At 40.1% G+C, this 19,513-nt stretch carries 24 protein-coding genes; 20 read left to right on the forward strand and 4 right to left on the reverse strand.

Translation table 11 applies throughout. From position 1 onward, the window contains the following. The first annotated feature begins 148 nt into the window (after positions 1-148). Positions 149-550 (forward strand): hypothetical protein, encoded by a 402-nt coding sequence (locus M4D81_RS17530; RefSeq protein WP_260067492.1) that lies wholly within the window; start codon positions 149-151, stop codon positions 548-550. 109 nt (positions 551-659) lie between these two features. Here the strand turns inward: M4D81_RS17530 and M4D81_RS17535 are convergent, their stop codons facing one another. Continuing rightward, positions 660-1,571: an aminoglycoside phosphotransferase family protein gene (locus M4D81_RS17535; RefSeq protein ID WP_260067493.1), complete on the reverse strand. Its 912-nt coding sequence runs from the start codon at positions 1,569-1,571 to the stop codon at positions 660-662. 236 nt (positions 1,572-1,807) lie between these two features. On the opposite strand from M4D81_RS17535, the gene M4D81_RS17540 reads away from it, so the two are divergent. Beyond that, positions 1,808-2,122 (forward strand): DUF1904 family protein, encoded by a 315-nt coding sequence (locus M4D81_RS17540; protein WP_071224307.1) that lies wholly within the window; start codon positions 1,808-1,810, stop codon positions 2,120-2,122. A gap of 220 nt (positions 2,123-2,342) precedes the next feature. Continuing rightward, positions 2,343-3,275, forward strand: a complete 933-nt coding sequence (locus M4D81_RS17545; RefSeq protein ID WP_260067494.1) for an aminoglycoside phosphotransferase family protein — start codon at positions 2,343-2,345, stop codon at positions 3,273-3,275. Positions 3,276-3,370: 95 nt separating this feature from the next. Here the strand turns inward: M4D81_RS17545 and mraY are convergent, their stop codons facing one another. Both mraY and M4D81_RS17555 read right to left on the reverse strand, forming a co-directional pair. Then, on the reverse strand, positions 3,371-4,321 hold the full coding sequence (gene mraY / locus M4D81_RS17550) for a phospho-N-acetylmuramoyl-pentapeptide-transferase (protein ID WP_220685678.1): 951 nt from the start codon (positions 4,319-4,321) through the stop codon (positions 3,371-3,373). A gap of 141 nt (positions 4,322-4,462) precedes the next feature. Further along, positions 4,463-5,047 carry a TetR/AcrR family transcriptional regulator gene (locus tag M4D81_RS17555; protein WP_260067495.1) on the reverse strand — a complete coding sequence of 195 codons (585 nt, stop codon included), beginning with the start codon at positions 5,045-5,047 and terminating at the stop codon, positions 4,463-4,465. A 503-nt stretch (positions 5,048-5,550) separates the two neighbouring features. Here M4D81_RS17555 and xerA point away from each other — a divergent pair. The 5 genes from xerA (at position 5,551) to M4D81_RS17580 (ending at position 9,688) form a co-directional block, all read left to right on the forward strand. After that, positions 5,551-6,663 (forward strand): site-specific tyrosine recombinase/integron integrase, encoded by a 1,113-nt coding sequence (xerA, locus tag M4D81_RS17560; protein WP_260067496.1) that lies wholly within the window; start codon positions 5,551-5,553, stop codon positions 6,661-6,663. A 211-nt stretch (positions 6,664-6,874) separates the two neighbouring features. Continuing rightward, positions 6,875-7,603, forward strand: a complete 729-nt coding sequence (locus M4D81_RS17565; protein ID WP_260067497.1) for a DUF2785 domain-containing protein — start codon at positions 6,875-6,877, stop codon at positions 7,601-7,603. 222 nt (positions 7,604-7,825) lie between these two features. After that, a complete protein-coding gene (locus tag M4D81_RS17570) occupies positions 7,826-8,437 on the forward strand; it encodes a hypothetical protein (protein WP_260067498.1) in 612 nt (203 codons plus the stop codon). Between the two features lie 182 nt (positions 8,438-8,619). Beyond that, positions 8,620-9,036 (forward strand): DUF2750 domain-containing protein, encoded by a 417-nt coding sequence (locus M4D81_RS17575; protein WP_260067499.1) that lies wholly within the window; start codon positions 8,620-8,622, stop codon positions 9,034-9,036. A 250-nt stretch (positions 9,037-9,286) separates the two neighbouring features. After that, positions 9,287-9,688: a VOC family protein gene (locus tag M4D81_RS17580; RefSeq protein ID WP_260067500.1), complete on the forward strand. Its 402-nt coding sequence runs from the start codon at positions 9,287-9,289 to the stop codon at positions 9,686-9,688. Between the two features lie 370 nt (positions 9,689-10,058). On the opposite strand, the gene M4D81_RS17585 is transcribed toward M4D81_RS17580, so the two are convergent. Next, complete coding sequence (locus M4D81_RS17585) at positions 10,059-10,148, reverse strand: putative holin-like toxin (RefSeq protein ID WP_260067501.1); 90 nt, start codon at positions 10,146-10,148, stop codon at positions 10,059-10,061. A 324-nt stretch (positions 10,149-10,472) separates the two neighbouring features. Between M4D81_RS17585 and M4D81_RS17590 the strand changes: the two genes are divergently transcribed. From M4D81_RS17590 to M4D81_RS17645, 12 genes are all read left to right on the forward strand, one after another. Next, positions 10,473-10,931, forward strand: coding sequence for a hypothetical protein (locus tag M4D81_RS17590; protein WP_260067502.1), 459 nt, complete (start codon positions 10,473-10,475; stop codon positions 10,929-10,931). 857 nt (positions 10,932-11,788) lie between these two features. Further along, entirely contained in the window at positions 11,789-12,202 is a 414-nt protein-coding gene (locus tag M4D81_RS17595; protein WP_260067503.1) for a GNAT family N-acetyltransferase, read from the forward strand. 90 nt (positions 12,203-12,292) lie between these two features. Beyond that, positions 12,293-12,472 (forward strand): hypothetical protein, encoded by a 180-nt coding sequence (locus M4D81_RS17600; RefSeq protein WP_260067504.1) that lies wholly within the window; start codon positions 12,293-12,295, stop codon positions 12,470-12,472. A 299-nt stretch (positions 12,473-12,771) separates the two neighbouring features. After that, entirely contained in the window at positions 12,772-13,539 is a 768-nt protein-coding gene (locus M4D81_RS17605) for a nucleotidyltransferase domain-containing protein (protein ID WP_260067505.1), read from the forward strand. A 251-nt stretch (positions 13,540-13,790) separates the two neighbouring features. Next, positions 13,791-14,297 (forward strand): SRPBCC family protein, encoded by a 507-nt coding sequence (locus M4D81_RS17610; protein ID WP_260067506.1) that lies wholly within the window; start codon positions 13,791-13,793, stop codon positions 14,295-14,297. Between the two features lie 648 nt (positions 14,298-14,945). After that, complete coding sequence (locus tag M4D81_RS17615) at positions 14,946-15,749, forward strand: sugar phosphate isomerase/epimerase family protein (protein WP_260067507.1); 804 nt, start codon at positions 14,946-14,948, stop codon at positions 15,747-15,749. Between the two features lie 196 nt (positions 15,750-15,945). Next, entirely contained in the window at positions 15,946-16,176 is a 231-nt protein-coding gene (locus M4D81_RS17620) for a hypothetical protein (RefSeq protein ID WP_260067508.1), read from the forward strand. 145 nt (positions 16,177-16,321) lie between these two features. Then, positions 16,322-16,507: a hypothetical protein gene (locus M4D81_RS17625; RefSeq protein ID WP_260067509.1), complete on the forward strand. Its 186-nt coding sequence runs from the start codon at positions 16,322-16,324 to the stop codon at positions 16,505-16,507. 147 nt (positions 16,508-16,654) lie between these two features. Continuing rightward, complete coding sequence (locus M4D81_RS17630; protein ID WP_260067510.1) at positions 16,655-17,464, forward strand: hypothetical protein; 810 nt, start codon at positions 16,655-16,657, stop codon at positions 17,462-17,464. 223 nt (positions 17,465-17,687) lie between these two features. Then, the gene (locus tag M4D81_RS17635) at positions 17,688-18,101 is read left to right on the forward strand and encodes a GNAT family N-acetyltransferase (RefSeq protein ID WP_260067511.1); all 414 of its coding nucleotides are present in this window, start codon (positions 17,688-17,690) and stop codon (positions 18,099-18,101) included. Between the two features lie 299 nt (positions 18,102-18,400). Next, positions 18,401-18,496 carry a competence inhibitor ComI gene (gene comI, locus M4D81_RS17640; protein WP_260067512.1) on the forward strand — a complete coding sequence of 32 codons (96 nt, stop codon included), beginning with the start codon at positions 18,401-18,403 and terminating at the stop codon, positions 18,494-18,496. 431 nt (positions 18,497-18,927) lie between these two features. After that, a complete protein-coding gene (locus M4D81_RS17645; RefSeq protein WP_260067513.1) occupies positions 18,928-19,338 on the forward strand; it encodes a 3-hydroxyacyl-ACP dehydratase FabZ family protein in 411 nt (136 codons plus the stop codon). The last annotated feature ends 175 nt before the right edge of the window (positions 19,339-19,513 follow it).

Below are 19,513 nucleotides of genomic sequence, written 5' to 3' on the forward strand. Positions count from 1 at the left end.
ATTTCTGCTCATTTTTATATAGTGATGGAGCCTTGTAAATCTAGGTTATTGACGCATTTATATCAATCCTCCTATAAAGGCACAAGAATGAAAGACGGCTCTGCATATGATGTCTACATGATGAATAGGGAAGCGAGGTGATCCTAGTATGTCATCGAAACGCGTCAGGAAGTCCAGAGCCGCTTCGAAGTCGAGACCTCCCCAGCATTGGGTAGGTCAACCAGTCGTGGTTGTTCTAAAGGATGGCAGCTACTATATCGGAGAACTGAATCAGATTCAAGGCCGGGAAGTGACGCTATCCGGACTTCGTGCTAACCAAAAAATGCCGGCTTCGATTGCACGGAGCGGGGACAAAGCGCAGATTTCCGGATTTTTAAGCGACTTGTTTGGAGGTCCTCCAAGCGCTCCGGCAGCCGAAGGGGCTGAGGAAGGAGAAGGAGTTGCGGCTGTAGGCGGTTTGGGCTTTTTGGGACAAATCGTGCCGCATATTAAACTGGGCATGAATGTAATAAAAACCATTATGCCGTTAATGGGAATGTTAAAAATATAACGTTGCTGCAACGTATGGCAAATCACGAAACAAAGAAAAAAGAAGCTTGAAGGTTTTTTTCAAGCTTCTTTTTTGTATGAGATATGATTCCGCCATAACCATCGAACCATTATATGGCCATGGCACGCTGAATAATTGATTTGGCTTCCAATGCAATGGCTTCATCTTTTTCGTCAATGGCCTGCATGAATATTAACATAGGGATATAGACGGCGATCATTCGTGCCAGAATCTTCGTTTCTTCATCCACTTCGCCATAGATATCATAGAAATCCGCTCTGGAGGCCGGCGGCAGGTAGCTATAAGCGATACTCAGGTCACAGGCAGGATGGCCAATGTTGACGTCGCCCCAATCAATAATCCCCGAAAGATTGCCATTATCATCGACCAGCATGTTTTTAAAATGGAGATCCCCGTGGATTAGAACATGTCGATGCCTCGCCTGAACCAAATGGATGCCCCGCAAATAGTCCTCGATCTCATGTAACTCCTCTTGCGTTATATATTGGGTAAGATTGGAGAGGAAATTCAGCATTTTGTTTTTGCGGCCGGCGATATCGGCCAGATTACGCTGGTCAGACAATACACCTGCTTGCTGCGCTATTTCTACGGGAAAAGCATGCAGGCGCTTCAGGAAGCGGGCGAGCGTTTCCGCTGATTGCATCCGCGCTTCATCCGAAATTCCAATCGGAAATTTACCGGGAAGATAAGTATATCCTAGAAAAGGTGCAGGATAATCTTCACTTTCTTTTCCGAAGAAGAGGGGTTTCGCATAAGGTACCGTTATGTAGTGTTCAAGCTTGGGCAGGATTTTTGCTTCGGTATTTAGTAAAGATATGGCTATCTTTCTACGAGGAAAGCGAAACACATACTCATCGCCAACGCGATAAACGGTGTTGTCCCATCCGTTGCCAATCTCCTGGACCTTGAGGGTAGACAATTGGGGGAATTGGCGAGTAAGCAATAACCGGACTAACGGCTCGGTCACTTCCCATTCGGCATCCCATAGATTTTGTCCCATGAGGACCTTCACCTCCATAATAAATTTCTCGTATGATGAATCGGATGTTATCAAGTTTAACGGAAGCGGTCGTACAGGGCAATTGAAAGGATAGCTATAGTTGAAATCCACCTGCGAATGTGTGCATCGAATCATAGTGATTCCTTTCACAATAACAATATTGTATAGTAGTAGAGAGATAAAAGTCACTTGAGGACATCTATAACACAATAATTCGACGAAATGAAGGGATAAGAGTGCCATATTTACGCTTTAAAGGATTCTCCGAAGTCTTTCTTGAAGAAATAACGCCACAGGTCGTTGATGAATTCGCGGGGATTGTACAAATTCCACAGGAAATTGTGAAGATCGAACTGCTTCCTTATCAGATCATTACGAATACGCCGCTATCCGTTGAAATCCTTATGTTCCAGAGATCTCAGGAGATTCATGATGCTGTTGCAGCCCGCATTCACGACATCTTGTCAGAACATGGGTACCGGAACGTACATATTTTCTTCGTGATTCTGAAGCGGAATCTTTATTATAAAGAAGGCAGGCCGTTAGAATAAAATAAGATCTGGTTAACGGCAAACAAGGATGCAGAAGATGCATCCTTGTTTTTTTATACGAGATGCACCAAGGCCAGCTCTTACAGAAAGAAGAGGGTGATCGAAAAAACAAATAAGCACAGGTGATATGAATGGTGGTCTTTAAATCATATCATGGCACCGCTATGATATGTTAGAGGGGAGCCCCCCCGAAAGATATGAGGCATAGATAGGAGGTACTATGGAACAATTACAAGGCATTTTGAAGGAATATTACGGATTGGATCGTACCCATGTTGTACCCCAAAAGGGTGGTTGGGCAGCGCTGGCTTATAAAGTGCAGAGTGAGAGACATGCCTATTTCCTGAAGGTATATGAGAAAAGCCGTGCATCTACCCCCAAGTGGACTGCGCTGATTGATGATTACGTGCCTGTACTGTTGTGGCTTGAGGAGCATAGTCGTTTAAAGGGGAAGATTCCAGTTCCGATTCTCACAAAAGACGGCTGCTATCAATGCGAGGATGACGAAGGAATTTATCTGTTGTATGAATATATCGTTGGGGATACAATCGCCGATACCAAGCTGACGAAGGATCAAGTGAGACAATTGGCAGAGATGATCGCAGAGCTCCATCGTTATGGGGAAGAGGTTCCGCTGGTGACAAGTGCGATGAAAGAAAGCTTTACGGTGCCGTTTCTTGAGCAGCTAAGGAGCACGCTGGACGGGGAGTTGCCGTATGACCTCGGGAAAGTGCTGCTTCATCATATCGATAGCATGAAGAAATTAATGCTTAAAATTGAAGAGCTGTCCGAAGCGCTGAAGAATCGTGATCTGCGAATGGCATTATGCCATACCGACGTACATGGATGGAACCTGATGTCTACGGGACAGCTGAAGCTGATTGATTGGGAGGGACTGAAGCTGGCACCGGTCGAAGCCGATATGATGTCGTTTGTGGATGAGCCCTATTTTTCAGAATTCATGAGAATTTATGCGAATACCCACAGTCATTATGAGGTGAACATCGAGGCGCTGACATTTTATCAAGGGAGACGCAAGCTGGAGGATGTCTGGGAATTCATGGAGCAACTGCTCTACGACGAACAGAATGACGAAGAACGAACATCAACGCTCAACAGTCTGAGAAAAGAGCTGGAGGGAATTATGCCGTAAGTCCAAAGCCAGGGTCTCAACATGTAAAAAAGCCAACCAGTAGTGTTCCGGACATCTACCAGGAGGCTTTTCCTTGATTATTTTATTCCAATGTTTCACATTACGTATTTGGCAAGCAACCAACAGAGCAAAGCCATAAACCAGGAGACAAAACCGAAAATCATCACGATTTTGTTCTCGCTCCAGCCGTACTTGAGACTGAAGTGGAAATGGATCGGTGCCATTCGGAACAGACGCAGCTTGGTGCGTTTGTAGTACCATACCTGCAGGATAACCGAGAGCTGCTCAGCCAAATAGATGATGAACAGAAGCGGAATCAAAATTTCGACCTTCTCGATCACCGCTAAGAATGAAAGGGAGCCGCCAATGGCGAGAGATCCCGTATCGCCCATGAAAGCCCGTGCTGGATGAATATTGTAGAGCAGCAAGCCGAGCAGGCAGCCGACCATGACTAACGAGAACATCTGCACTTCCGGTTTGTCGGAGATTAAAAAGAAGAAAAAATAAGTAGGTATAGCTACATTGATTAACAGTCCGTCCAATCCGTCGGTAAAGTTGATGGCATTCGCCGAACCCACAATGAATAACAGCATGATAATGACGTACACGCTTACCGGCAATTGGAGCTGGAACCCGTTGAAGAGTCGGATATCACTTGTCAGTGAAAAGGAATGGAACAGTACATACAATAACGCGCCGGTAAACAGGAACTGAAATACTAGCTTCATGCGACCGGAGATTCCGGACGGGTCCTGCCACGCAGCTTTCTTGAAGTCATCCATAAACCCGATCGAGCTGAACAAGAGGAAGGTCGAGCATAAAAAAACGGTTAGCGGCGTAGGTTGAAATTGCAGTGAAATGGCAACGCCAATCAGCAATATAAGACCTGCCATTAACGGCGTCCCGCGTTTGGCCTGATGATCGGGAGGCAGCTCACTCCGGATTGGCTGCGTAAGCTTTAACGTACGTAATCCCCAGATAAGCAGAGGGGTGAACAGTGTCACCAACAAGAACGATAGTCCGGATACGCCCAGAATTCCATTCATCTTATACACATCTCTTTCTATCGATTTCGTGTTAGTACATTGTATTTCGATGAAATGGACAAATATTCCTTCTAGGTAGAAGTTGACAAAAGTGTGACGTATCCTATTCACGACGGAGAGGCGCTACTCTTTTTTAATATTCTAGAATTGATAGGGGCCGTTAATGGATAATCGTAATACCATAGCCGTCATTTCCTGTGGAGTGTAGGGATATCCCTTCAACATCCACCACAAGATGGTCTCGTGAAATGCACCTGTCATAAAGTTGATGACCACGTCGGACGGCACACTGATCTCAGCGCCTGTTTCAATGGAAGCTTCAAGCCCAACCTTTACAAAATGGTATAGCGTAGCTTTGAAATAACGCGTAAACGGCGTGTCCGGATGGATTAAAATGAAGGATTCGTAAAACTGCCGATTCTCCAGCACATGGTTGAATAAAGCGACCATATTGGAAGCCAGTTCATCATAATCAATCTCTTGAAGGGATGTTTTTTTCTCGATCACGATGCGGCGTTCCAAATCTTCCATCGTCTCCTTGGACATAACCTCCATTAACTCGGCTACGCTGCTAAAATGCTTGTAAAAGGTAGGCCGTGTCACTTGTGCCTCGGCACATAGATCCGTAATGGATATGGGATCGATTCGGGAAGCCATCATGTGAAGGAGAGCGTTTTTTATTTTTTGCAGGGGTTTGATTTCTCTCGGATCTAACTCCGGTTTCATGACGATAGGTCCACCCCTTCGCAGTACCACAATATGTATCTCTCTATTATACAAAATACTATTATGTATTGAATCTGGGCAGGAGCTGCGCAACATCCACGTGTACTCTATTCTTGATGAAGAATCGCCATTAAACGCAGTGATATATCTTAAGATGTAAGTTATTCGAAGACGGCGTGAAACATCAAGACCGATTCGCTACGCTACTCGTTATCATGTTCCACGCGAAGTGTAGTACTAAGATTTCGCTTGTACTGCATTTTCGTGCTTGAAGTAAGGTGAGATATGAGGTAGCTATTGCTACCTTTATTATGGTTTAATCTATTTAATGGCTATAAGAATTTTAAACCCCTAAGCGTAATATTACTTGAATTGAATGCTGTTAGATTATAAAGGGTGGACAGCACCGAAAGTATTGGGAGCTTACAACGTCGATGACGGCGATTGTGAGCTCTTTTTGCTTTCCAATAATTAGGTTGCTGCTATAATGAGAGGGTGGGAACGTGAGTATATGGGTGTCTCGGAATGATGAAGGTTCCTTATATGTTCGTTTTAAGTATGATGAACAAATGGTGATGAAGATTCGAGAAATTCCAGGAAGGAAATGGGTCCGTGATAAAAAGGTCTGGCTGATTCCATTTACAATCGAATCGATTCAACAGTTGCTTACACTTTTTGAAGGAACGAAGATTCATGTTGATAGCATGTTGATGAAAGAGTGCAACTTGTATAACAATGAAGTTAACATGCAGGATCACATTCCAATCTATTCATGGAATGAGTCGTTAAAAAGCTCTTTCGTTCATGCACTGCAGCTTCGAGGTTATAGTAAAAAAACGATAAAAGCTTATTGTAGTCAAGTCCATCGATTTCATGCTTGTGTACAGCAGCAAAATAATGGGATGGGTCACGAGAAAATGATTCAGAGTTATTCCTTACACTTACTTCATAGGAAATGTTCCCATTCCTATGTTAATCAAGCGCTCAGCGCGATCAAATTTTTTGCTCAGAAAGTACTATTGCATGAGGAAACAGTCTCTTATGTTCGCCCTAAGAAAGAAAAGAAGTTGCCGAATGTTCTATCGATGAATGAAGTGATGTTGATCTTAAAAGCACTCCATAATTTAAAACATCGTGCGATCCTATACCTTACCTATTCCTCAGGATTACGGGTAGGGGAAGTGGTCCGGTTGAAAACTCAAGACATTGATTTCGAGCGAAAAACACTACGAGTTTCTCAAGGCAAAGGTCGAAAGGATCGTCTTACCCTATTATCCGATACAGCCATGGATATTGTTCAACCGTATTTACAACAAGAAAAGCCCGAGAAATGGCTGTTCCCAGGTCAACACCCAGAGCGCCATATAAATGAACGAACGGTTCAAAAAGTGTTCGAACAAGCACGTATTGCTTCTGGAATTCAGAAAAAGGTTAGTATTCACGCCTTACGCCATTCATTCGCTACACATCTATTGGAAGGTGGAATTGACATTCGCTTCATTCAAGAGTTGCTCGGTCATCAGAGTGTACGCACCACCGAAAGGTACACACATGTGAGTGTGAAGGACATAAGAAGGATTAAAAGTCCGTTAGATCAATTGGAAGAGGAGTCGTAAACTTTGGTTTTGAAGGTGGGTTCACGAAGTTCGTAAATACCTAATAAATGATATTTTTGCGAAGTTCGTGAAAAAGACGTTATCTGAAATTCGGGTAAAAATGCAAATAAGGAGAACAAAGATAAATAACATTAAAGAGACCTTACAACAAATAAGAAATAATAATTACATAATCCCAAATGGAATTAGTATTGAGGAATTAATCATAGAAATGATGAACAATATTGGAGCAACACATAGCGAACTAAGGGATAGCCTCATTTATAATACATTCAATCAGTTGATCGTTAATAAGAAACTGAGTACTGAGTTAGTCAAACGAATACTTTATACCGCTCTAGACGATGAACATTTGTTTTATGGTTTGGACGAAAGTAATAACGATAAAGTCTTTACACGAACGTTTTCCATTCTACTTGTGCCCTTAGCATTAGAATATAATGAGTCAATTCTTTTTTTATCAAATCAAGATTTTGAGTACATATACTCTAGGGTTTCTGGTTATTTTGCCCTCGAACAGGATTTAAGAGGATATATAAAAGGAAAGGGATGGGCGCATTCAGTTGCACATACGGCCGATGCATTAGAATCTCTAATTGCCTCTTCTTATTGTTCCGTGGATCATTGTGTTGAGGTTTTAGACTTGATTAGGAAGAAGTTTTGTAATTGTTTATATGCATTTATTAACAGTGAAGATGACAGAATTGCAGAAGTGATAGTTCGGATATTAAGACGCGATATTTTAAGGAAGGGATTTATATCCGACTGGATTGAACAGTTCAGTGTTCTTGAATATATCGGTAACTATCCAGAAGATGATATATTACGTACTAACACAAAGAATTTATTAAGAAGTATTTATTTTAAACTAATAATCCATGATGCAAATTTACATAAGGATGTTACAACTACAATTATCAGGGTGATGAAACACTTGTAGGTTAATCAAAGAAGCACCGAACATCCGATAACAAAACATTCACGCTGCAGGGCTAACGCCTTGGGTCTGCGGATGAGGTTTCGAGGAAGCGATTTGCAGGCAGATAACCCTGCGAGGCTAAGTCTTCGACCCAGTCGCTACGCTCCTTTAAGCCTCTCGGGTTCGTGAATGCGAAAACGTTATCGGAAATCGGGAAGTATAAAATAATGAGGGGTACGAAGAATGTCTAATGAAAGAGACCATTTGAAAGATTTGGTTGTTAGTACATATGAAGATGTAAAAATATCACACGAAATTCTTCAAAATAACGATAGTCAATATAATCGACGGACTTATATCAGAACAGCATTTGCTGCTGTTGAGGCTTCTTCATACTTGTTAAAGCAACATTGTATAAATGAAAATAATGGTGAAATTTATTCAGAAGCAGAGATAGCTTTGTTAAATGATGAGACCTATTTTTTAAACAATAAAGCGGAAGGTTCTGTGAGACAAAATTTCTTACCAGTTGCCGATAATTTTAAATTTGCAATTAAGATGTATCTGAAACTAATTCCCAATAAAGAATTGGAGTTAGATACTGTTGGATGGGATTATTTTAAAAAAGCAATAGCAATAAGAAATAAAATTGTTCATCCAAAATTACTAGATGATTTTGTGATAAGCGATAGTGAATTAAAGATCGTTGAAAAAGCATATGAATGGGTTGTTTCTAAGGTAATGTATGTGCTAATTTATAAAATCGAATATCAGGATGCATTAATAAAAGAAATAAAACAAAAACACAAAAGAATCGTTGAGAGTAACTCAGTAGATGCTCCCGACATCCGATAACATTATATTCACGCTGCGGGGCTTACGCCCTTGATCGTCCGATGTATAATCATAGGAGATAACTCAGACGACACACGAGCCGACCTAAGATAAGAGCTATCTAAGGCCGGCTCGCGTCGTGAATACGTGAACGTTATGCGAAACCCCTGGATAGAAAAATGAAAACAAAAGGTGTAGAGACAATGAACAATAAAGAGTTTGAATCGCTCATTAAGCAACCAGCCAATATCCGATATGAGTATTTCATTAAGCAAGTCGTAGACCGAGAAGAGATTTGGGGATTATATGATGATGGCTGGGCAGCAAGCGCTGACGATGAGGGGAATTACTTATTTCCTTTTTGGCCTCGGAAAGAGTTTGCCGAATACTGTGCAATTGGTGATTGGAGTAATTATAAGGCAGAAGCCATCGATCTTCAGGAATTCATTGAGTTGTTTTTGTTGAGAATGGTAGAAGATGGAGTTAAACCCTCTATATTTTTTAATAATGATGATTCGGCAGTATTAGAAGTGGAAGTGCTAAAATGCGATTTGGAAAGAGAATTAGAGAACAGTAATGATGTAGTATTTCGAGGAAGTCAGGGGCATCGCATAACATAGCATTCACGCATCGGGGCTGACGCCCCTCGTTCCGCAAGAAGTATTTTCGGAGAAGTTGGTTCAGCGGACAACCCTGCACCGGCTAAGTCTGACGACCCGCGCTACGCGCATAAGCCGGTGAGGGTTCGTGAATGCCTGAACGTTAGCAGAAATCCCCGAGAGGAAAAGAACATATGAAAAGCAGTGCTTACATTAATTGAATTATCTGGGATTATGAGTAATAATATCCTATAATTTTGGAGGGAATTAAATGATCTTTGAAATGACTATTCAAGTTCGGGTATCTAATATCGTACAAGGACAAAAGTGGTATGAAACACTCTTAAATAGAAAACCTGACTTTATACCACATGAGGGATTTGCAGAGTGGGAACTAATTCCTGGGTGCTGGTTACAGGTAGCTGAAGGAACACCTACTGAAGGTAATGGACCATTACGTTTGGGAACAACAAATATTGAGGTTCAAAGAGATATACTCGTTAAATTATTAAAAATAGATGATTTTGAAATATACTCAAGACCAGAAGTTCCAGTCAAATGGGGAACCTTTTCAGATCCTTGGGGAAATCGTCTTGGATTTTTTGAGTACTTGAATAAGAGTGAAGAACAAGAACGTATAAAGACGATCATTGGATCTAAAGAAATAGAATGAAAGAATGGGTCAAACCAGAATTTTAATAGAAGAGCTGATTCGTGAGCATACCGAGGAAGTCGGGGACATCTGCTAACATAATATTCACGCTGTGGCATACGCCCTTGGTCCGGCATTCGCCGGACACCCAGCATACGCTGGGTCGTGAACACAAGAACGTTAAGTGAAATTACTGCGATAAAAAAATCACAGACCAAATATAAATAAATTTAACAAGAAAATCTATAAAACCGTTATAAAATCAGTTATACTGAGGTAAGAATAAGTAAGGAGCCGTGCGCGAACACGACTCCTAAGCACAATAACTGCATAAAGAGCAGTCGGCCGCTAAGTGGTGGTCGAAATAGACCGTTACCTTAGGGAGGGCGGTCTATTTCTTTTTCATGTAGGTAAGAAGCGCCAAAATGAACATGCCAAACATGAGCATTAAGGTGAGAGCATCTTTAACCTCCACGGGCATCACCTCCCTTCCGGGAGACTAGCCGACCGTCCTTCAAGCCGCATATTGCACCAGAAAATTATAACATATAAGACATGATGAAATACCATAAAAATACTATAAATAACTAGAATACATAGGAAACAATATAAATCTGTAAAACTTATATGAGAATGTAAATACAAAGAAGGCAGTAACATCACTTAACAATGCATCTATGCTGCGGGTCATTTGCCCCTTGGTTGTCAGAAGCAAGCTCATAGACGTTAACTCAGACAGCACACGACCCGACCTAAGATAAGAGTTATCTAAGGCCGGGTCACTTCATAGATGCGGGAACGTTATGTGAAATACCTGAGAAAGGAAATAACTATGGGATACCCGAGTAATATTTTACTATTCATTTTTTTATTTGTATTACTCTCAGGCATTATACTAGCTGTCATGCTTAGGAAGAAGAAGAGAATAGTAGTTGGAATAATAGTAATAACTATGCTTATCTGCATTCCGATTATTTTTGTCATATCTAATTTACATGAGGATAATTTAAAGAAGGAAATACACAAAATAATTGAATCTCGCGGCGGTCATGTATTAACTATAGAAAAATTAAAAGAACAGGACTTTACAACACCATTTAACTATGAAGTTAGCAATCACAACATTTTATTTAAGATAACATATACTAAAGACAGTAATGAGCATGTGGCATGGTACAGAGCTGTTAAGACAATTAATAATATCCATGATCAAACCCCTGGCAGATATAATGATGGTTATGGAGAAAAATGGATTTTTGAATGAGAATTCATGAAGTCACGTACTTCACATAACATTGTATTTACGCTGCGGGGATTACGCCCCTTGGTTGTCAGATGAATAATCATGGAAGTAGCTCAGACAACACACGATCCAGCCTAAGATAAGAGCTATCTAAGGCTGGGTCGCGTCGTGAATGCAAAGAACGTTATGTGTAATTGACTAAAACCTATTAAATAATAATTCTGAAGTCGGTGATGTGATGGAGTATAATATCAAACCCTGTTTATTTCCTGCATTCCTTTCAGAAGATATATCAAGTATTAATACCAAATTGAAACTTAAAACTAATTTAAGTGACTCGTATAATTTCGAAATGCAATTTGAAGAACGTGATTAAAAGCAGTGAAGCATGGATTATACCATATATTAGCCAACTAGTTGGAGAATATGTAATTGAGATACTTTTTGAAATCAATAGTAATCTTGATAAGATCGAACGAGTGAAGTATATAGAATTCTTTAAAGACAACCCCGTATTTTATAATAGAATGAAACAAAGAGTAATTAGTTATTAGGATTGTTACTATAAGAATGAGTTCAAGGACTTTAACAACTACATAGGAAACAAGATAATTGCTTATTTTGAAAGTGGATTCTAGGTTTGTCAACTACACATAACATCATATCCACGCTTCGGGCCTCTCGGCCCTCGGTCCGCGAGAAGCGACTGGCAGGGAAGTAGAATCAGCGGACACATCCGCACCGACTAACCGCATTGCGGCCGCTCCCATTGGTCGCTTAAGTCGGTGGGACGTCGTGGATACGGGAACGTTATGTGAAATACCTGTAGAGCAATACAACCCAAACCAAATAAACATTCTATGTTTGGAGATGTCAATATGATCGATTTGAAAGAATATCATGAAACTGAAGTAAGCTACTTATTGGCCGAGTGTATGTGGCCAGATAATGAAAGAATACTTCAAGAACTCAATAAGTACAAAGCGGATGACTCAAGGAAACTTTATGGGAGATTCATGAATAATGAGCTTATAGGGCTAATAGGACTAATACATCTTTCGACAAAGGAAGTTGAGCTGAAACATATAGCGATTCGAACTGATTATAGGAGGCAAGGAATAGGAAGAGACATGATTAATGAATATATAATGAAGAATAAAATAAACAAGATGATAGCAGAAACACATAAAGATGCAGTCAATTTTTATAGAAATATTGGATTTGAAATCATGAGTTTAGGGGAGAAATACCCTGGTGTTGAAAGATTTCAATGCATTCTACATGGAGAATAATCATGTGAAAGAAGATTCAGGAAGACAGTTATTTCACATAACAAAATTCATGTGAAATACCGGGAACTTATTTAAAGAGGAAGTGAATTCATGAAGCATGCGGATATAACTAAAACCCTCGAAAGAAAGAAACCTTTAAATGAGTTCAATTTTGAAGATCCAAGACTATTAACAATACAACAAAATAGTTTTAGATTTTTTATTGCCTTTAGCACTGGAGCGATTAGTAGAGAATCCTTCACGATCAGGGGACATGGGAAAGCAACATAGAAGTAAGGATCGAATAGGATAAAGTAATAAGAATTTACGAAATGTCAGAGACACAATAGATAATTATTTTAACGAATACAGAAGTGATAGATTGTAAGTATACTCAGGAAGCCGGTACATCCCATAACATAATATTCACGCTGCGGGGGCTTACACCCCTTGGTCGTCCGATGTATAATCATGGAAGATGACTCAGACGACACACGAGCCGGCCTAAGATAAGAGCTATCTAAGGCTGGCTCGCGTCGTGAATACAGGAACGTTAGCCGAAAGAAGTTCTTAGTTTGGGAGGAGTCTATATGATATTAAAAAAAGTTATAAGTAGAATTGTAATACAAAGTGAATATAAGGATTTTGTTGATAAGTATTTAGATAATATACTTACCGAATTTAAAGCTAAGATTCATAGCATTTATATGTGTGGCTCGATTCCAAAGGGAACTGCTAAACCTTTTAAGTCAGATGCAGACTTTACTATTGTATGTGTAAATCCCAAAGATATTGATTACGAAAGATTGTCAAATATTAAAGACAGGCTTTTGGAAGAATATCCAGTAGTAACTAAGATTGATACGATAATTTGCTCGATTGACGATGTATTAAGTAAACCAAATGAGTGGGGTTTTTGGGTTAAGATAGTTTGTGTTTGCATATATGGTGATGACGTTGGTGAAAAAGTACCACCCATAATTATTTCTCCAGAGTTCATTTTAGACTTAAATACAGAGACCAAGGAGGAAGTAGATCGTATACATAGTTTACTTTCTAATGTTAGTGATAACACAATGAAAACTAGATATATTAAAGGTTATTCTAAGAGATTAATTCGTGCATTATACTCTTTGGTTTTAGTAGATACAGGTGTATGGCAAGATGACATTATTAAGATGAAGAATGCCATATTAAACTATTGTGAGATTGACTCCGCTTTAGTTGATTATCTGTATGCTTGTTACGTTGATAGTAATGTACTTGTTGAAGAGTTTCTGGGAATTGCAGATGAAGTATATAGCTATTTTGAGAACGCCTTAAATACAATGGCTGCTTCCAGAACTTCCTTCGGCTAACACCATATTGACGCTCCGGGTCACTCTGAGAAGCGAGTGACCACATCCAACCCCCTAAGCCCGTCGGGATGTCACTGCATTAGGTGTTCGGCAAGCCTCACAACTATAAGCAGCAACTCTAAGGGGCCAGGACGTCGTCAATACAAAACGTTAGACGAAATTCTCTGTTAGTGCATCTATAAGTTCTAAAGGTAAAGATATTAAACAGAAACTAGTATCTTTGAACTGTGAAATAAAGAAGGAGGATTTTCATGGGGAATAATCTAAATCAATCGTTTGAAATTACGCGTGTATTCAATGCCCCTCGCGAACTCGTATTTAAAGCATGGACAGAGCTTGAGCATTTCGCGAAATGGTGGGGACCAAAGGGGTCCACCCTCGAAGTCGTTAAAATGGACGCTCAATCAGGTGGTGCATTGTTAAGTTTTCAGACGTCTCCTGACGGAAATCTAGTTATGTGGAGAAAATTTGAGTACCAAGAGGTTGTCGACCCTGAGAAAGTTACTTATATCCAATCCTTTTCCGATGAGCAAGGCAACACGATCCGAGCGCCATTTAGCACGAGTTGGCCTCTTGAAATTTTGAATATCATAACGTTTAAAGATAGCAAAGGTAAAACTGTCTTACAACTGAAAGGTTACCCTATGAACGCTTCTGCTGAGGAACAAGAATCATACAACGGCATGGCTCCAAAGCTCCAACAAGATCTTGAGGGGACTTTCGATAAACTTGCCGACTATCTTGTCTTCCTGAGATAGAATATGTAAAATTCTCATTCCGTAAAAAATTGATCCAATAGATTAATTCCAAATGACTAAGGTCATTGAGCTAACGTGAAAAGATAGCATAAGGATGCCGACTTTAGAAGAGGCGACTTTCTATTGATAGTAATCAAGATCCTAATTTAATAAAGCATAAACACAGTAGTCGCGAGTTAGTCGGAGGTATGAATTCACTTCGGGATCGCGACTTTTTCTTTGCGAATATTTAAAGTGCGGGGACAGATCGCTTTGGATTATAATTCTAATATAAGGAGAGGGAACAAATAAACTTTCTTTGGAAAAACTATTATTGTGGGATTAGAAGAATAAAACAAGAATATGACGAGGTTCAAGATCAGAGATTTGGAAGTAGATCAAGGAGAGATAAATTTGTCTAACACAGTGTTCGCGCATCAGTGGACAAGCCCCTCGGTCCGGCATAGGGGTTTCAGGGAAGCATTGGCCGGACACATCTGCACCGACTAAGCGCATCGCGCCCGGCACCTTCGGTGCCTTAAGTCGGTGGGACGTCGTGAACACAACAACGTTATACGTAATTACTCAAAGCGAAAATCAGCACTTTTACTTTATCAGGTAAACTTAAAGAACATGAAATCATAACTTAAGAGAAAAGGAGCGTTTAATATGATTAGTATCTATGATTGGTTCGGATATGAACTGCCTATTGAAGAACGATATCGCTTGATCAAGAAAGCAGGTTTTGATGGTGTGATGCTGTGGTGGAGTGAAGGATTTGGTCGTGGAGAATATCGAAGCGGAGCACGACTTGCACGAGAAGCGGGGCTAACGATTGAAAACATTCATGCCCCTATCGAATATCAAAATGATCTTTGGTTAGCTAATTTGGCGGGTGAAGCTTTGGTCAATTGCTACTTGGAATGTATTGAAGACTGTTCGAATCTAGAAATACCAACAATAGTCATACATCTTCCGGATGAAAAACATATACATAACCCTTTTGCTATGGATAGATTTAAATACATTGTGGACAGAGCGGAACAGCGAGGAGTTAGCCTTGCTTTAGAGAACTTATGGAATTTAACAAACTTGACACACGTATTGAACGAAGTGGATTCGCCGCAAGTCGGTTTTTGTTACGATGTAAGTCACCACTATCGATATTATCCAGAATATGATTTTTTGTCCGTATACGGTGAACGATTAAAAGCTACGCACCTGCATGATAATAACGGAAGCTACGCTCAACATGGATTGCCTTTTGATGGCACGCTTGACTGGGCTGTAATTATGCGAAAAATAGTAGAGGCTGATTATTCAGGACCCACCTCTATTGAAGCGATGAACTGGGATTATCTTAACCTGTCTTTTGAAGAATTTTTAGTAAGAGCATTTAAACAAGCAAAAAAGTTAGAACTAATAAAGTTGGAATTCAGCAGCCTTTCAAAGCAGAGCAGTAACTACGTATAACATAGTATCTACGCCGCGTCGAATTCGCTCCTTGGTCTGCCGCGGAATTTTCGAAGATGCGCGATCTCCGCAGACAACCCTGCGAGGCTAAGTCCGTGGGACTCGGTCGCTGGCGCTCCCTTAAGCCTCTCGGGTTCGCAGATACAAGAACGTTATGTGAAGCCTGTGCAAAACTTGAAAGAAGGAGAATAAATCATTGAATCGACTCTCAAAATTTACAAGACCAATTAAAAGAATGTACAAGTTTTTATTCTCATTCACAAAAAACAAATGGGATTTACAAGACTACCCAATTGAATTTAGGCAACAACAGATACTGGATCTTTCAGACTCCAACCTCACCATGTATCCTTGGGAAGCAAGAATAATTAATTGGTACTGGATGAATGGAGATGGGCAAGGCATTCAAAAGGAGAAGCATATCTAAAGCTAAAAGAAAAATTTGATAAGCATAAATCAGAGGGTCAGATTCTGCCTAGACCTGGTCAGAAGGTTCAACTAACTTTTGTAAGCACAGAACGGATGGATCGTTATGAGAACGAAGCAGTTCATTTTTTTAAAGAATTATTGAAATGGATTACTATGAAATGTTTGTAAGTGATAAAACCTTAATGCATGATTTTTGTTGGACGAACGAGATGTTAGATGAAAAGTTTAGAAAAATATATGAGATCTATGGGGTTCAAATAAAGGATATGGAAGGCTTGAAAATTGTAGATATTTTGAAGCGTATTCGAGAAGGCACAGGCATCACATAACATAATATTCATGCATTGGGCTTACGCCCTCGGTCCGGCTGAGGGGGGCGGAGAGGTAGAAATCGGCCAGACACACCGACTCCGTCGGACGTCGTGAATACGTTAACGTTATCAGAAATCGATGAAGGATGGATGAGGTGATACCCATTGAAGTTAATCTCACAGAGAGTTTCTTTAGAGATAACAAATTCGAAATCCATAATTACCTTTGAGACTACTGGCGGGTGTCAATGGAAAGTGTGGGATAGATATTTATGTATAGACGGAAAACAGGCCTATCATATAGGAAACATATGTGGTACATGCAGTTTCTTCTTTGAAAGACTTGGTGGTGCCAATCAAAAAGTCTCAGCGGCAAAATTGAATGCTGAACTAAAATTAGGTATTTCCTCGATTGAGAAGAAATTGTTAAATGATTTGGCTCAAATTATTCCTAACGATGAATATATCGTTTCGCTATTTGAGGTGAAGCCCGCTCTTGTAAAACTTGGTTCAGAAAATGATTATTTTGCCAGTGAGCAAGTTGATTTGTGGGGGATTGATGGTTTTTGGGGATTACCACACAACCCCATGATCCAATATTACCGTGGGACAAGCAAAACAGTCAGGAGTAATGGTATTTATGAGTTTATTGTTCCTATGTTTCCGCAAGGATGGTTAGATTATGACACTGTAGAAGAATATATGTCTAGCATTTCTTTGGGCAATAAACCTACTGCAATTGCTCTTTCAATACTTGATGTTAAAGAACCTGCAGATGGATATGAAAACAAAGAGATTACAAAACATTGGTGTCTTACACATTATCTTATTGATGGTCATCATAAAATTTTTGCCGCCAATGAATCTAACGAATCAATTTCATTATTATCGTTCTTAGCCGTTAAACAAGGCATTTCAGATAGTAAAGAGATTGATATCTTGTTTCGGCATTTCGAAGAAGGCATTGACTTCTGATAACACGACATTCACGCATCAGGCCATTCGGCTCTCGGTCGCCCGATAGATTAGCAGGGGGGCTGGATCAGGCGGACACACCTGCACCACCTAACCGCGTCGCGGCCGGCACCACCGGTGCCTTAAGGTGGTGAGGCGTCGTGAATGTAAGAACGTTATCAGAAATCAGTGCTAAGTGTTAGCCAAGCAGATATTCAATGAGAGTGAAATAGGAGGATCTACAATGAAGATTGATTTTGCGATTGAATCAGATTATGAGTATATCTCGTTAAGAGACAAGCACATACATAAGACTCTTATAAGAGCAAAAATAAAAGAAAATGAAATTCTAATAATCAGAGAATTCGATCAAGAAATAGGTTGGATGAGATATGGATTTTTTTGGGACAACACACCATTTATGAATATGATATGGATAGATGAGGAGTATAGAGGAACAGGTATTGGTAAAAAAGTTGTCCACTATTGGGAAGAATTGATGAAACAAAAAGGATTTGAAATGGTTATGACCTCAACACTTTCAAATGAAGAAGCTCAACATTTTTATAGAAAGCTTGGATATAGAGATGCTGGATGTCTAATGCTTGAGAATGAACCTCTGGAAATAATACTGACAAAGGAGTTAAACAAAAATTGACGTTGAGTAAATCAAGGAAGGCACTGACATCTGATAACATTATATTCAAGCTGCGCTCCTAACGGAGCTTGGTCTGCTGGAATGGACTTCGAGGAGGCATTTCAGCAGACAACCCCTTTGGGGTTCATGAATACAGGAACGTTTATCTGAAAGGGCCACCAATTGTATTAAAACCATATTTAGAATCAAAAATCCAAAGTTATAATAAGAACGCTTGTACGCAGATGTATATAAAGGTAAAATATAACTACAATTGAATCTTGAGTGGTCATGGTTTCCCTTCGAAAGGAGGTGAAGCCATGATAGTGAAAGATGCACTAACGATTATGTTCCTATTTGGATCATTCATTCTTGCACTTTTAACTTACATTAATAATAACAACAAGAGAAAGTAAAAACCCACCCTAAGGTTGACCGCCGAAGGTGGGTTTCCGATCGTAAATGACTAAGAAGGGATTACCCATCCAAGCCAATTGTATGGACCAAGTGTTAGCGCACTTGGTCTTTATTAAATATAATATACCATACTTGAAAAGATGTATCAAAGAACAAATTGAGTTAGAAAACATTGTTGAACAGGCATATAGACTGATACTGAAATTAATTCGAAGATGGCATCTCCATCAGATAACATCGTATCTACGCTTCGGACCGTTCGGCCCTTATTCGCGAGAAGTGGTAGGCAGAGAAGCTGAATCAGCTCATAACCCTGCGAGGCTAAGTCCGTTGGACCCGGTCGCGTTGCTCCCTTAAGCCTCTCGGGTTCGTAGATAAACAAACGTTACCAGAAATTGTTGTTGCATTTTAATACAAAGGAGTCTCATAGATGATAAATATTCAAGATACTCTACCTCACAGGTATCCGTTTTTGTTACTTGACAAAGTACTGGAAATCGAAAAAAACAAATGGGCTAAGGGATATAAGAATGTTTCAAGTAATGAGTGGTATATTAATGAAAGGAATGCTGAAATGCCAAGTACATTGGTAATAGAGGCATTGGCTCAGCTTGGTGCTTTTGCAGTTATTTCAGAAGAGAGTAGTTTAGGATTTCTTTCCTCACTTAAAGGAGTCGAAGTGATTGGTCAAGCTACTCCAGGTGACAGGATAGACCTATACTATGAGATCATTAAAAACAAGCGTGGATTTGTAGTAGGTAGAGGAGTAGCCTCAGTAGGAGATCTGGTAATAATTAATGTAGAAGAAATCATGATATACCTGCAACCCGCAATTAAGTAACTCGAAGAATGCAACAACTTCTGATAACAAAATATTCACGCAGCGGTCCGGCTGAAGCCGTTCCTTGGTCCGCCCGAGGCATTTCGAGGATGCCGATGCAGGCGGACAACCCTGCGAGGCTAAGAGGCGGAGCCACTTGGCGACTTTGTCGTCTTAAGCCTCTCGGGTTCGTGAA

Origin of the sequence: Paenibacillus sp. p3-SID867 (genome assembly GCF_025142895.1) — a bacterium.
In the GTDB taxonomy this organism is placed as follows: Bacteria; Bacillota; Bacilli; order Paenibacillales; family Paenibacillaceae; genus Paenibacillus_AQ.

Bases quoted from the DNA above. Each gene is read 5' to 3' on its own strand.
- M4D81_RS17530 (WP_260067492.1), top strand. From the start codon at position 149: ATGTCATCGAAACGCGTCAGGAAGTCCAGAGCCGCTTCGAAGTCGAGA.
- M4D81_RS17535 (WP_260067493.1), bottom strand. From the start codon at position 1,571: ATGGGACAAAATCTATGGGATGCCGAATGGGAAGTGACCGAGCCGTTA.
- M4D81_RS17545 (WP_260067494.1), top strand. From the start codon at position 2,343: ATGGAACAATTACAAGGCATTTTGAAGGAATATTACGGATTGGATCGT.
- mraY (WP_220685678.1), bottom strand. From the start codon at position 4,321: ATGAATGGAATTCTGGGCGTATCCGGACTATCGTTCTTGTTGGTGACA.
- M4D81_RS17555 (WP_260067495.1), bottom strand. From the start codon at position 5,047: ATGAAACCGGAGTTAGATCCGAGAGAAATCAAACCCCTGCAAAAAATA.
- M4D81_RS17565 (WP_260067497.1), top strand. From the start codon at position 6,875: ATGATGAACAATATTGGAGCAACACATAGCGAACTAAGGGATAGCCTC.
- M4D81_RS17570 (WP_260067498.1), top strand. From the start codon at position 7,826: ATGTCTAATGAAAGAGACCATTTGAAAGATTTGGTTGTTAGTACATAT.
- M4D81_RS17575 (WP_260067499.1), top strand. From the start codon at position 8,620: ATGAACAATAAAGAGTTTGAATCGCTCATTAAGCAACCAGCCAATATC.
- M4D81_RS17580 (WP_260067500.1), top strand. From the start codon at position 9,287: ATGATCTTTGAAATGACTATTCAAGTTCGGGTATCTAATATCGTACAA.
- M4D81_RS17585 (WP_260067501.1), bottom strand. From the start codon at position 10,148: ATGCCCGTGGAGGTTAAAGATGCTCTCACCTTAATGCTCATGTTTGGC.
- M4D81_RS17595 (WP_260067503.1), top strand. From the start codon at position 11,789: ATGATCGATTTGAAAGAATATCATGAAACTGAAGTAAGCTACTTATTG.
- M4D81_RS17600 (WP_260067504.1), top strand. From the start codon at position 12,293: ATGAAGCATGCGGATATAACTAAAACCCTCGAAAGAAAGAAACCTTTA.
- M4D81_RS17605 (WP_260067505.1), top strand. From the start codon at position 12,772: ATGATATTAAAAAAAGTTATAAGTAGAATTGTAATACAAAGTGAATAT.
- M4D81_RS17610 (WP_260067506.1), top strand. From the start codon at position 13,791: ATGGGGAATAATCTAAATCAATCGTTTGAAATTACGCGTGTATTCAAT.
- M4D81_RS17615 (WP_260067507.1), top strand. From the start codon at position 14,946: ATGATTAGTATCTATGATTGGTTCGGATATGAACTGCCTATTGAAGAA.
- M4D81_RS17625 (WP_260067509.1), top strand. From the start codon at position 16,322: ATGGATTACTATGAAATGTTTGTAAGTGATAAAACCTTAATGCATGAT.
- M4D81_RS17635 (WP_260067511.1), top strand. From the start codon at position 17,688: ATGAAGATTGATTTTGCGATTGAATCAGATTATGAGTATATCTCGTTA.
- comI (WP_260067512.1), top strand. From the start codon at position 18,401: ATGATAGTGAAAGATGCACTAACGATTATGTTCCTATTTGGATCATTC.
- M4D81_RS17645 (WP_260067513.1), top strand. From the start codon at position 18,928: ATGATAAATATTCAAGATACTCTACCTCACAGGTATCCGTTTTTGTTA.